General features: G+C 61.6%; 8 protein-coding genes. 1 reads left to right on the top strand and 7 read right to left on the bottom strand.

Annotation, left to right across the window (positions count from 1 at the left end; genetic code table 11):
* Positions 1-103: 103 nt before the first annotated feature.
* From panC to AC0T4W_RS04620, 7 genes are all read right to left on the bottom strand, one after another.
* The gene (gene panC / locus AC0T4W_RS04590; RefSeq protein ID WP_476316732.1) at positions 104-964 is read right to left on the bottom strand and encodes a pantoate--beta-alanine ligase; all 861 of its coding nucleotides are present in this window, start codon (positions 962-964) and stop codon (positions 104-106) included.
* Entirely contained in the window at positions 961-1,761 is an 801-nt protein-coding gene (panB, locus tag AC0T4W_RS04595; RefSeq protein ID WP_476316735.1) for a 3-methyl-2-oxobutanoate hydroxymethyltransferase, read from the bottom strand. Before panB ends, panC begins: the two co-directional genes overlap by 4 nt.
* Before the next feature lie 372 nt (positions 1,762-2,133).
* Complete coding sequence (gene folK, locus AC0T4W_RS04600) at positions 2,134-2,628, bottom strand: 2-amino-4-hydroxy-6-hydroxymethyldihydropteridine diphosphokinase (protein ID WP_476316738.1); 495 nt, start codon at positions 2,626-2,628, stop codon at positions 2,134-2,136.
* Positions 2,625-4,034 (bottom strand): polynucleotide adenylyltransferase PcnB, encoded by a 1,410-nt coding sequence (locus tag AC0T4W_RS04605; protein WP_476316741.1) that lies wholly within the window; start codon positions 4,032-4,034, stop codon positions 2,625-2,627. The genes folK and AC0T4W_RS04605 overlap by 4 nt, the downstream gene beginning before the upstream one ends.
* Before the next feature lie 718 nt (positions 4,035-4,752).
* Positions 4,753-6,180 carry a sigma-54-dependent transcriptional regulator gene (locus AC0T4W_RS04610; RefSeq protein ID WP_476316744.1) on the bottom strand — a complete coding sequence of 476 codons (1,428 nt, stop codon included), beginning with the start codon at positions 6,178-6,180 and terminating at the stop codon, positions 4,753-4,755.
* A 76-nt stretch (positions 6,181-6,256) separates the two neighbouring features.
* Positions 6,257-9,211, bottom strand: coding sequence for a sensor histidine kinase (locus AC0T4W_RS04615; protein WP_476316747.1), 2,955 nt, complete (start codon positions 9,209-9,211; stop codon positions 6,257-6,259).
* 60 nt (positions 9,212-9,271) lie between these two features.
* Entirely contained in the window at positions 9,272-9,448 is a 177-nt protein-coding gene (locus AC0T4W_RS04620) for a hypothetical protein (protein ID WP_003244646.1), read from the bottom strand.
* Between the two features lie 249 nt (positions 9,449-9,697).
* Between AC0T4W_RS04620 and AC0T4W_RS04625 the strand changes: the two genes are divergently transcribed.
* Positions 9,698-12,988, top strand: a complete 3,291-nt coding sequence (locus AC0T4W_RS04625) for a transglutaminase family protein (protein ID WP_476316756.1) — start codon at positions 9,698-9,700, stop codon at positions 12,986-12,988.
* Positions 12,989-13,126 lie beyond the last annotated feature (138 nt).

The following is a 13,126-nucleotide window of genomic DNA, read 5'->3' on the forward strand; positions in this document are numbered from 1 at the left end:
TAGGTGTTCCTTGTCCTGGGTGCAACGAATCATACAAAAAAGCCCGGAATGATCCGGGCCTTGAGTGTACTGGCAGGTGCGGAGCCAGCATCTACGCGGTGGATCAGGCTGGAGTATCGAGGTCGAAGGCCAGGTTGTCGATCAGTCGGGTGCTGCCAATAAAGGCGGCCACCAGAATGACCAACTGACGATCATCGGCGGTGGCCGGGCGCAGGCCGTTCGATTCGCGCACTTCCAGGTAATCAGGGCGGAAACCGGCGGCGCTGTGCTGCTGCTGTGCGGCCGCAATCAGCGTGGCGTAGTCGCGTTCGCCAGCGCGAATCGCCGTGGCCATCTCCTGCAGCGAGCGGTACAGCACGGGCGCCGCTTCACGCTGTTCTGCGTTCAGGTAACCGTTGCGTGAAGACAGTGCCAAACCGTCTTCGGCGCGCACGGTGGGCTCGCCGATAATCTGGATCGGCATATTCAGGTCGCGCACCAGGGTGCGAATCACCGCCAGTTGCTGGAAATCCTTCTGACCGAAAATCGCCAGATCCGGCTGCACCATATTGAACAGCTTGCTCACTACGGTCGCCACGCCTTCAAAGTGCCCAGGGCGACTGGCGCCGCACAGGCCTTCGGAAACGCCCGGCACGCTGACGCGGGTCTGACCGTGCATGCCGTGCGGATACATTTCTTCGACATCCGGGGTGAACAGCAGATGACAGCCGGCCTCGACCAGTTTTTCCTGGTCAGCGAGCAGGGTGCGTGGGTATTTGTCGAGGTCTTCGCTGGGGCCGAACTGCAGTGGGTTGACGAAGATGCTGGCCACCACAAAATCGGCGCGTTGTGCGGCTTTTTCCACTAGCGCGGCGTGGCCGGCGTGGAGGTTGCCCATGGTCGGCACGAAGGCGATTTGTTTGCCTTCGGCACGCGCCTGGGCGATAGCGGCGCGCAACTCGCGCACGCTTTTAACTGTGTTCATGCAGAAAATCCGTGTTCGGCTGCTGGGAAGCTCTGGTCTTTGACCGCTTTGACGTAGGCGCTGATGGCGTGCTGGATGCTGCTTTGGCCTGCCATAAAATTCTTCACGAACTTTGGCATGCGCCCGCTGAGGGACAGGCCGAGCATGTCGTGCAACACCAGTACCTGGCCGTCGGTTGCGCCGCCTGCGCCGATACCGATCACCGGGATCTTCACCGCCTGGCTGATTTCTGCGGCCAGTTCACTGGGCACGCATTCGAGTAGCAGCATGGCTGCACCGGCTTGCTCCAGGGCCATCGCATCGGCACGCATCTGCCGCGCCTGGGATTCCTGACGGCCCTGCACCTTATAACCACCGAGGATGTTCACCGCCTGCGGAGTCAAACCCAGGTGCGCGCACACCGGCACGCCGCGCTCGGCCAGTTGGCGAATCGGCTCGGCCAACCAGGCCGCGCCTTCGAGCTTGACCATATGCGCGCCGGCCTGCATCAACGCAGCGCTGTTATTGAGCGTTTGCTCAATAGTGGCGTAAGCCATAAACGGCAGGTCGGCGAGAATCAGCGCGCCCTGGTTGCCACGTTTAACGCTGGCGGTGTGGTACGCCATCTCCGCGACCGTGACGGGCAGCGTGCTGTCATGGCCTTGCAAGACCATGCCGAGGGAGTCGCCCACCAGCAGCACATCGACACCGGCTTGGCAGGCCGTCTGGGCGAACGTGGCGTCATAGCAGGTCAGCATGGCGATTTTCTCGCCGCTCTGCTTGAGGCTTTGCAGGGTGGTCAGGGTTACATCAGGCATGAAAACTGTCCTCACTCAGGCGTTCAGTCAGCAGTTGTGCTGCTTCAAGTTGGCCTGCATTGGCCGCAAATTGCACCGGTGCGGGGCAACGGGACGCCTATAGTCCTGATGGGGGGGCTCGAAGTCAATTGCAGGTGTTACCGGCCTGTTGCTGGCGTTACTGCCAAGAACTCAAGCCGGCGCCTTGCGACGGCTTGTCGCGGGCGGTGTTGCTTGGGTGCCAGCGGTGGACAAGGCTGCGCCATGTCCACCCTACACACGCGCACTTCGTAGCCCTGATAAGCCTCGGCGCAATCCGGGATGGACGCGACGCCGGTCCCGGATTGCGCTGGCGCTTATCTGGGCTACGAGCCGATCAAATATGGGCTTTGACTATGGCGTTTCGTCCAGCCGCTCAATGCCTTCGAAGGGGCAGGCAGCGAGCAGCTCGCTTAGGGCGCGACCGTCCGGCAGGCGCAGCTGCGGGGCGATTTCGGCGAGCGGGTAGAGGACAAAAGCGCGGGCGTGCATATGGTAGTGCGGCACGGTCAAGCGCGGTTCGTCGAGCTGGCGTTGGCCGAACAGCAAGATATCCAGATCGAGGGTGCGCGGGCCCCAGCGTTCGGCCTTGCGCGTGCGGCCCTGCTCCAGCTCGATGCTTTGCAACGCATCAAGCAGATCCAGTGGGCTGAGTTCGGTATCCAGCGCGGCCACGGTATTGACGTAGCGCGGCTGGTCCGCCGGCCCCAGCGGGTCACTGACATAGAAGGACGACTGAGCGATCAGGCGGGTGTGCGGCAGCACGGCCAGGGCGGCCAAGGCGCTGCGCAGTTGTTCGAGCGGTGTGGCCAGGTTGCTGCCCAGGCCGATATACACGCGCTCCATCATTCACTCGCGGCTGTGCTGCCCGGGCTGTCACTGGCCGGGCCGCGTTTGCGCTTGCTGTTGCTGCGTTTGCGTTTGCGCGGCGCGCCTGGACCATCGTCCTTGCTGCTGAGGTCGCGGATCATATTGCGCCGTTCGCTGTCGCTGACGTCCTGGTAGCGGGTCCACCACTCGCCCAGGCCACCGGTCTCCTCGCCTGCGCTTTCACGCAGCAGAAGGAAGTCGTAACCGGCGCGGAAGCGCGGATTTTCTAGCAGCGTGTCGGCGCGTTTGCCGCTGCGGCGTGGCAGGCGTTCCTGCATATCCCATATTTCGCGGATCGGCATGGTGAAGCGTTTCGGTACGGCGATGCGTTGGCATTGCTCGCTGATCAATTCGTGGGCGGCTTCCTGCATGGCCGGGATCGGCGGCATGCCGCGATCCTGCAGCTTGATCACGCGCGCTGGCAGGGCGGGCCAGAGCAGTGCAGCAAGGAGGAATGCCGGGGTGACTGTTTTGCCCTGTTGAATGCGCAGGTCAGTGCTGTCCAGCGCATTACGGATCAACTGGTCGGTGTAGTCCGGATTGAGTTTCAGCGCCTCGGCGCTGGCCGGGAACAGCTGGCCGAACAGGCCGTAATCCACCAGCAGCTCGTAGGTGTACACCGCGTAACCGGCGAGGAACAGCTTGAGCACTTCATCAAACAGACGTGCGGCGGGAATTCCGCCAAGCAGCGGCGCCAGTTTGTAGATCGGCGCGGCGCTGTGTTTCTCGATGTCGAAATCCAGCTTGGCGGCAAAACGCACCGCACGCAGCATGCGCACCGGGTCTTCCTGGTAGCGCTGGGTCGGGTCGCCGATCAGGCGGATCAGGTGATTACGAATGTCGTGCACGCCATTGGCGTAATCGAGAATGCGTTCGGTGACGGGGTCGTAGTACAGCGCATTGATGGTGAAATCGCGGCGCTGGGCATCGTCTTCCAGGCTGCCATACACGTTGTCGCGCAGGATGCGCCCGCTCTCGTTACGTGAGGACAGGTTGCTGTTCTCTTCCTCATCGCCTTCGGGGTGGTTGGCGCGGAAGGTTGCCGTTTCGATGATTTCACGGCCGAAATGCACGTGAACCAGCTTGAAGCGGCGGCCGATCACTCGGGCGTTGCGGAACTCGGCACGCACCTGCTCCGGCGTGGCGCTGGTGGCCACGTCGAAATCTTTGGGTTCGATGTCCAGCAACAAGTCGCGTACGCAGCCGCCAACCAGATACGCCTGGTAGCCGGCCTGTTGCAGGCGCTCGACCACGCTGATGGCGTAGCGGCTGATTTCACCGCGCTCGATTGGGTGCTGGCTGCTGCTCAGCACTTCGGGCGTACTGTGCGAGTGGTTGCCACGGCGGATGGGGGTACGAAAGGACTTGAACAGCTTTTTCAGCATGGGAGGCACTGCTTTGGCGAAATGGCGAGCTTGACGAAATGAGTGGCCAGAGTATAAGCCGGCCGCAGGAATGGCGCAGATTCTAGCATTGAGTGGGGGTTTGATACAGGAAACGGCGGGAGACTGCTGCAAGCGGGGAGTTTGAAGCTACTGGGGGAGCCGAAGCCCCCCCCCAAATTGGTGCGTGCTCTTTTTTTATTATTATGGCGGGCTTGTTGTTTTTGTTGATTTACCCGTTCCATCCAGTCAAGGACTTTTGGAAAGCTTCCCAAGCTGGGAATCAAGAGCAAACGGATTGCTTTGGATGCTGATGCTGCCATGATCACACAGTGACCCAACCAGTTCTGGCGCTGCCTTGGGGCAGTTTTGTTGTTCTCGGCCTGGTTTTGGGGCGAACCCCAAAGGCAATTCCTTTCCAAAAGAATCAGTTAGCTGCGCCTCCGCGTTGTTGTTTTTATTGTGCTGGAGTCGATACGTCTTATTTTTATTAGGTTTGGAGCGTGCTTGTTATTGTTGTTGTGCCAGTGATAAAGCAGAACCCGTGCCAGTTTTTGCAATTCCTTTAAAAACAAGGGTTTGAGCTGTGGTGGGGGTGATGGGCTGGCATAAAAAAGCCGGGCTCTCGTTACCATAAGACCCGGCTTTTGTTACTAAGTGTTGAATGGGTAACAGACTGTGGAACCTCTGGCGCACACATCTGTCACCCTGGCGCGCCGCTCTAGCCTGCGGTTGCGCCCGAGGATTTACGCCGTGGAATGCCCAGGCGCTGGCGGCGTTCCCACAAACATTTGCGGCTGATGCCGAGTTTGCGTGCCAGTTCGGTCTCGGTCATGTGGTCCTGATGCTCGAGAACGAAGTGTTGGAAGTAATCTTCCAGTGACAGGTCTTCGGTCGGTTCGCTTGGCTCGTGGCCCAGGCCGCCGTTTTGCGCGGGCAGGCCGGTGAAGTCGTCTTCCAGGTCATCCAGTTCGATATCAATGCCCAGCAGTTCGGCGCAAATGCTACTGCCTTCGCAGAGAATCACTGAGCGCTCGATGGCGTTTTCCAGCTCACGTACGTTACCTGGCCAGGGGTAATGGCGGATGGCCTGTTCGGCGTCGCTGGCAAAGCTCAGGTCAAGACGGCCCTGGCGAGTGCTCTGACGAATCAGGAAGGCGCGGGCGATATCGATTACGTCGGCCCCGCGTTCACGCAGCGGCGGCAGTTTTAGGGCGATTACGTGCAGACGGTAATACAGGTCTTCACGGAATTGGCCGATCTTGGACAGAGTTTTCAGGTCACGGTGGGTCGCGGCGATCAGGCGCACATCGACCTTCTGCGACTGCACCGAGCCGACCCGACGAATCTCGCCTTCCTGCAATACGCGCAGTAGGCGGGCCTGAGCTTCTAGGGGCAGTTCGCCGATCTCGTCGAGGAACAAGGTGCCGCCGTCAGCGGCTTCCACCAGGCCGGCGCGGCCAGCGCTGGCACCGGTAAAGGCGCCTTTTTCATGGCCGAACAACTCGGATTCGATCAGCGATTCCGGGATGGCGGCGCAGTTCACCGAAATCAACGGCGCCTTGGCGCGGCGCGAGAGGTTGTGCAGGGCGCGGGCAACCAGTTCTTTACCAGTGCCGGACTCGCCTTGAATAAGCACGTTGGAGTCGGTGGGCGCTACCTTGCGGATCTTGCTGTACATCTCCTGCATGGCCGGGCAGGAGCCGATGATGCCGATTTCGCCGTTGCTGTTGTCCACCACCTTGTCGGCGCTGGCTTTCGCCGTGCCGGTTACGGGGGCTGGTGTGCTCTTGGCCTGCTGGTGATCGCGCAGGATACGTGCCACGGCCTGGAGCATTTCGTCGTGATCGAAGGGTTTGGCGATGTAATCGACCGCGCCCATCTTCATCGAGTCAACCGCCGAGCGCAGGCTGGCGTAGCTGGTCATGATCAGCACCGGCGTGCCTTGACCGAGCTTGATCATCTCGGTGCCGGGCGCGCCCGGTAGGCGCAGGTCGCTGACGATCAGGTCGAAGCTGGGGATGCTGAAGCGCTCTTGCGCTTCCTGCACCGAGCCCGCTTCGCTCACTTCGTATTGGTTACGTTCCAGCAGGCGGCGCAAGGCAGAGCGGATAATGGTTTCGTCTTCGACGATCAAAATATGAGGCATCAATTCGGTCTCTCGACGGTCTCGGGGCAGGCCGCTGGGCTAAGGGGCCTGGCAGGCATGCTCGCTGGTAGCTGGTTTAAGTCGCTATTGACGTCGCCTCGACATGCCTCGGCAGGCTGACCCTAATGCGGGTGCCGCGTTGAAGCTCGGGGTCGGCCGGGCTGTCGATTGTTATCTGTCCATAATGCTCTTCCACGATCGAATAGACCAGTGCAAGGCCCAGTCCCGTGCCTTTGCCTGGGTCCTTGGTGGTGAAGAATGGTTCGAACAAACGGTCGATGATCGCCTTGGGAATGCCGCTGCCTTCGTCCTCGACGATCAGGTCGACGGTGTGCTCGAAACGTTCGCTCTTGACCCGGATCGCGCTGCCCGGCGGTGAGGCATCGCGGGCGTTGGACAGCAGGTTGATCAGCACTTGGGCCAGGCGTTGCGGGTCACCTACCACCCAGTGGTCGGAATCGCACAGGTTGAAAAATTCCACTTCGACACTGCGCCGGTTAAGGGCCAGCAAGGCGATGGCGTCCTGCGCGACCTGGGCCAGGCACACCGGCTCTTCACTGTTCTGGTGGCTGCCGGAGTGGGCAAAGCTCATCAGCGACTGGACGATGCGCGACACACGCTTGGTCTGTTCGATGATCTGCTCGCTGATCTCGGTCAGCTCGCTGTCACCTTCGCGCTCTTCGCGCAGGTTCTGCGCCAGGCAGGCGATGCCGGTGATCGGGTTGCCTATCTCATGCGCCACCCCGGCGGCCAGGCGGCCGATGGAGGCCAGGCGCTCGGAGTGCACCAGCTTGTCTTCGAGCAGTTGGGTTTCGGTAAGGTCTTCAACCAACAACACCAGGCCGCTGTTACCCGGCGCCAGGGGCTCGTCGATAGCCGCCTTGTGCAGGTTGAGCCAGCGGGTCTGGCCATCGAGGGCCAGGCGCTGTTTGTGCAAGTGCTCGTCGGGCAGCTCGATAAAGCTCTGCAGCAGGCCGCGCCAGGGCTCGCCCAGGGTATTCAGGCGCGAGCCGACCACGCGCTGGGCGGGGATTTCGGTGAGCTCTTCCATGGCCTTGTTCCACATCAGGATCTCCTGATCCTTGGCCAGCGAGCAAACGCCCATGGGCAGCTCCTGCAGCGTCTGGCGATGGTAGCGGCGCAGGGTGTCGAGTTCGGCGGCAAGGCCGGTGAGGCGCGAGTGATAGTCCTCCAGGCGGTTCTCGATAAAGTGGATGTCCTCGGTGACATAGCTTTCGCTGCCGGCTTTATAAGGCAGGAAGGTTTCGACGATGTCCTGGGCCACGCTGGGGCCCATTAACCCGGAGAGGTTGGCTTCAATGCGGTCACGCAGGCGGCGCAGGGCATAGGGACGGCCTTCATCGAAGGGCAGATGCAAATCGCGCAGGGCTTGCTCGACTTCATGCTGGGCGGTTTTGGCACCCAGGGGCTTGGCCAGTTGCGCGGCAAACTCCTGGGGCGAGACGGCCAGCAGCTCGCGGCGTTGCGGGCGACGCACGTTATCCACGGCGCAGGCTTCGGCGGCGCTTTTTTCTTCTGGGCTGGCTTCGGTAAACAGCGACACCAGGGTGAACACCAGCACGTTGGCGGCCAGCGAGCCGATGGCCGCGAAGTGCCAACTGCTGTCATCCAATACATAGATGACGTTGAACCAGGGCAGGTACAGGCCCTGCAGGTTGCCGAGCATCGGCAACAGCATGCTCACCACCCATACGCCGATACCTGCCAATAGCCCGGCGATAAAGCCTTTGCGATTGGCGGTCGGCCAGTACAGCACCGAGAGCACGCCAGGGAGGAACTGCAGCGTGGCGACGAAGGCGACGATGCCGAGGTTGGCCAGGTCTTGTTCGGCGCCAAGTAATAAATAGAAGCCGTAACCGGCCATGATCACCAGCAGGATCAGCGCGCGGCGGGTCCACTTCAACCAGCGGTAGATGTTGCCTTCCGACGGAGGCTGATACAGCGGCAGCACCACATGGTTGAGCACCATGCCGGACAGCGCCAGGGTGGTGACGATGATCAACCCGCTGGAGGCTGAAAGCCCGCCGACATAGGCGATCAGCGCCAGGGTCTGGCTGTTGACCGCAATCCCGACGCCGAGGGTGAAGTATTCCGGGTTGGTGGTGGCGCCCAGCTTGAGCCCCGCCCAGAGAATCAGCGGCACTGCCAGGCTCATCAGCAACAGAAACAGCGGCAGACCCCAGCTGGCGCTGACCATAGCGCGCGGGTTGAGGTTTTCGGTAAAGGTCATGTGGTACATGTGCGGCATGACGATGGCCGAGGCGAAGAACACCAGCAGCAGGGTGCGCCAGGGGCCTTCCTGCAGCGGTGTGTGCAGGCTGGTCAGCGAAGACTGGTTCTGTACCAGCCAGGATTGCAGGTCCTGCGGGCCATCGAATACGCCGTACAGGGCATACAGGCCAATCACGCTGATCGCCACCAGCTTAACCACCGACTCGAAGGCGATGGCGAACACCAGCCCTTCGTGCTTCTCGCGGGTGGCGATATGCCGGGCGCCGAACAGAATGGTGAACAGAATGATCAGTCCGCAATAGGCCAGCGCCACGCGTTCCTGCACCGGCTCACGGGTGAGGATGCCGATGGAGTCGGCCACCGCCTGAATCTGCAGGGCCAGCAACGGCAGCACACCAATCAGCATAAATACCGTGGTCAGGGCTCCGGCCCAGGTGCTGCGAAAACGGAAGGCAAACAGATCGGCCAGCGATGACAACTGGTAGGTGCGGGTGATGCGCAGAATCGGGTAGAGCAGCACCGGCGCCAGCAAAAATGCGCCAGATACCCCCAGGTAACTGGCGAGAAAGCCATAGCCATACTGATAGGCCAAACCCACCGTGCCGTAGAAGGCCCAGGCGCTGGCATAGACGCCGAGCGACAGGGTGTAGGTCAGCGGGTGGCGGATTATCCAGCGGGGAATCAAGCCGTGTTCACTGATCCAGGCCACGCCGAACAGAATAAGAAGATAGGCAGCGCTGATCAGAATCAGCTGGCTCAGGCTAAAGCTCGTCAGCATTACAGTGGCTCTGCAGCGAAGAAGGGTAAGGAACTGTCACGCACATCGCGCCGCAGTAGATCAAAGCTCATCGGCATCACGCTGACTCTGCAGAATAAAGGTCACGACTATCAGGATCAGCCACAGCAGGTAGGGGCGGTACCAGGCCCCATTGGGGTCGATCCACCAGTCCATGATGGCCGGGGAGAACAGGTAGATCCCCACCACCAGGATCAGCACCAATCGATAGATATACATGACGCATCTCTTCGCTTAATTGCCGGCGATGGTAACGGATGCATAACGCTCTGGGCTATTGCTCGGGTGGCGACAGCTGAGAGCTGCGACCTATTTTCGTGCGTCTCGGCAGGTATGGGGCATGGCTGGCTCTTTTATGGTGCGCTTGCGCTGCTCGGGCGCACGGCAAACCCCGCAGCATACGGCTTGGGCCACTGGCATAAGTCTTGCGCTGAAAGGCTTATCGCCCAGGCTCGCAGGAGGCCCGCTGTGTCGATTCATATCGCCTTGCACCATGTTAGCCACTACCGCTACGACCGCGCCGTTAACCTTGGCCCGCAGGTCGTGCGCCTGCGCCCTGCGCCGCACAGCCGTACCCGGGTGCTGTCCTACGCCCTGAAGGTCGAACCGGGCGAGCACTTTATCAACTGGCAGCAAGACCCCCAGGGCAACTACCTGGCGCGTCTGGTGTTCCCGGAGAAGACCCGCGAGCTGAAAATCGAGGTCGATCTGGTCGCCGAAATGGCGGTGTTCAACCCCTTCGATTTCTTCCTCGAACCCTACGCCGAGAAAATCCCCTTCACCTACACCGAGGGCGAGCAACTGGAGCTGGCGCCTTATCTGGTGAAACTGCCGGCTGGCAGGTTGTTCGCCCAGTACCTGGCCAGCATCGAGCGCACGCCGCTGCCGAGTGCGGACTTTCTGGTGGCGCTGAATCAGCGCCTGTCCATCGATATCAGCTACCTGATTCGCCTGGAGCCGGGCGTGCAAACCCCGGAGGAAAGCCTGGAGAAGGGTTCTGGTTCCTGCCGCGATTCGGCCTGGCTGCTGGTGCAGTTGTTCCGCCATTTGGGCCTGGCAGCGCGCTTTGTTTCTGGTTACCTGATTCAGCTGAAAGCCGATGTGAAATCCCTCGACGGCCCCTCCGGCACCGAAGTGGATTTCACTGACCTGCATGCCTGGTGCGAAGTCTATCTGCCCGGCGCCGGCTGGATCGGCCTTGATCCCACCAGCGGCCTGTTCGCCGGCGAAGGCCATATTCCGCTGGCCTGCAGCCCCGAGCCATCCTCGGCGGCGCCGATCAGCGGCGGCGTGGATGAGAGCGAGTGCGAGTTCAGCCACGAAATGTGGGTCGAGCGCATCTGGGAAGCGCCACGGGTGAGCAAACCCTACAGCGAGGCGCAGTGGCAGGCGATTGTCGGCCTCGGGGAGAAAATCGACGAAGACCTGCAGGCCCAGGACGTGCGCCTGACCATGGGCGGTGAGCCGACTTTTGTCGCCCTCGACTACCCCGATGACCCGGAATGGAACACCGCCGCTCTGGGGCCGAACAAGCGCCGCCTGGCCACCGATCTGTTCCACCGACTGCGCGAGCACTACGCGGCCAAGGCGTTGGTACATTTCGGTCAGGGCAAGTGGTACCCCGGCGAACAGCTGCCGCGCTGGTCGCTGAATGCCTACTGGCGCCGTGACGGCGAGCCGATCTGGCAGAACCCTGCGCTGTATGCCGACGAGCAGCAAGACTACGGCGTCGATGCGACCAAGGCCGCCGACTTTCTCACCCTGCTTGCCGAGCGCCTGGGTGTGGACGGCAAGTACTGCGTGCCGGCCTATGAGGACCGTTTCTATTACCTGTGGCGTGAACGCAAGCTGCCGAGCAACGTCACCGCCGAAGACCCGCGACTGGCCGATGCGCTGGAGCGCGAACGGCTGCGCAAGGTGTTCGAGCAGGGCCTGGACAAAGTGGTGGGGCATATCCTGCCGCTGGCCCGGCATGCCAAGCAGCTGGGCTGGCAGAGTGGTAGCTGGTTCCTGCGCGATGAGCATTGCCGGCTGATACCGGGTGATTCGGCGATGGGTTATCGCCTGCCGCTGGATTCCCAACCCTGGGTCAGCGACGCCGATTACCCCTACGTAAACCCGGAAGACCCCAGCCAGATATTTGCGCCGCTGCCGGTTGCGCCGCAGATCAAGCCACAGTCGCGCGGCGTCTGGTCGGGCAGCCAGAACGGCGCGAACAAGCGTCCGCTGCTTGGCCAATCAGCGGCTGGCGTGGTGCGTACCGCCCTGTGCGCCGAACCGCGCGACGGCAAGCTGTACCTGTTTATGCCGCCGCTGGTGCGCCTGGAGGATTACCTGGAGCTGGTGGCCGCCATCGAAGCCACCGCCGCTGAGTTGAAATGCCCGGTGTTGCTGGAAGGTTACGAGCCGCCGCTGGACCCACGTCTGCAGTTCTTCCGCGTGACCCCGGACCCTGGCGTGATCGAGGTGAATATCCACCCGGCCGCCAGTTGGGATGAACTGGTCGAACGCACCGAGTTTCTCTACCAGCAGGCTCGCGAGTGCCGCCTGAGTAGCGAGAAATTTATGATCGACGGCCGCCACACCGGCACCGGCGGCGGCAACCATTTTGTCCTCGGTGGCGTGACGCCGGCGGATTCGCCGTTTCTGCGTCGTCCAGATCTGTTGCGCAGCCTGATCAGCTACTGGCACAACCACCCGTCGCTGTCCTACCTGTTCAGCGGCCTCTTTATCGGCCCGACGTCCCAGGCGCCGCGTATCGACGAGGCGCGTAACGACGCACTGTACGAACTGGAAATCGCCTTTGCGCAGATGCCCGAAGTGGGCCGCAACTGTCAGCCCTGGCTGGTCGACCGCCTGCTGCGTAATTTGCTGGTGGACGTGACGGGTAACACCCATCGCTCAGAGTTCTGTATCGACAAGCTGTACTCGCCGGATTCCGCCTCCGGGCGTCTTGGTCTGCTGGAGCTGCGCGCCTTCGAGATGCCGCCCCATGCGCAGATGAGCCTGGCTCAGCAGTTGCTGATTCGCGCATTAATTGCACGCTTCTGGCGCGAGCCCTACAAACCGGCGCGGCTGGTGCGCTGGGGCACCGAGCTGCATGACCGCTACCTGCTGCCGCACTTTATCGAGCAGGATTTCGCCGATGTGCTGCAGGAGCTGGACGGCTGCGGCTATCGTTTACGCAACGAGTGGTTTGCCCCGCACTTCGAGTTCCGCTTTCCCAAGTCTGGCGATTTCAACGTCAAGGGCATCGAGCTGGAACTGCGTCAGGCCCTGGAACCCTGGCATGTGCTGGGCGAGGAGGGCGGTGGTGGCGGCACGGTGCGTTATGTGGATTCCTCGCTGGAGCGCATGCAAGTCAAGCTCAGCGGGTTGCCGAGCGACCGCTATGTGCTGACCTGTAACGGCGTGCCGGTGCCGTTGCGGCCTACCGGCAAGGTCGGCGAATTTGTTGGCGGTGTGCGTTTCCGCGCCTGGCAGCCGGCTAACTGCCTGCACCCGACCATCGAAGTACACGCGCCGCTGGTATTTGACCTGGTGGACAGTTGGATGCAGCGCTCCCTTGGCGGTTGTCAGTATCATGTAGCCCATCCGGGCGGACGCAATTACGACAGCCTGCCGGTAAACGCCTTTGAAGCCGAAAGCCGGCGCCTGGCGCGCTTCTTCCGCTTGGGCCACAGCCCAGGCAAACGCCCGGTACTAGCCCCCATCAATAATAATGAACTGCCCATGACTCTGGACCTGCGCCGCGTTTGACGTAATGTTGCGCACTTAAATGAAGGCTGCCGCGACCAGTCCCCTCGCCCCTTTGGGGAGAGGGTTAGGGAGAGGGGAAAACTTGTAGCTTCGCGGTATTTTCAGCCCTCTCCCCCGGCCCCTCTCCCATAAATGGGA

The organism is Pseudomonas sp. C7.1, from assembly GCF_056312395.1.

Excerpts from the sequence above, each read along its gene's own strand:
- panC (WP_476316732.1), bottom strand. The coding sequence starts at position 964 with ATGAACACAGTTAAAAGCGTGCGCGAGTTGCGCGCCGCTATCGCCCAG.
- panB (WP_476316735.1), bottom strand. The coding sequence starts at position 1,761 with ATGCCTGATGTAACCCTGACCACCCTGCAAAGCCTCAAGCAGAGCGGC.
- folK (WP_476316738.1), bottom strand. The coding sequence starts at position 2,628 with ATGATGGAGCGCGTGTATATCGGCCTGGGCAGCAACCTGGCCACACCG.
- AC0T4W_RS04605 (WP_476316741.1), bottom strand. The coding sequence starts at position 4,034 with ATGCTGAAAAAGCTGTTCAAGTCCTTTCGTACCCCCATCCGCCGTGGC.
- AC0T4W_RS04610 (WP_476316744.1), bottom strand. The coding sequence starts at position 6,180 with ATGCCTCATATTTTGATCGTCGAAGACGAAACCATTATCCGCTCTGCC.
- AC0T4W_RS04615 (WP_476316747.1), bottom strand. The coding sequence starts at position 9,211 with ATGCTGACGAGCTTTAGCCTGAGCCAGCTGATTCTGATCAGCGCTGCC.
- AC0T4W_RS04620 (WP_003244646.1), bottom strand. The coding sequence starts at position 9,448 with ATGTATATCTATCGATTGGTGCTGATCCTGGTGGTGGGGATCTACCTG.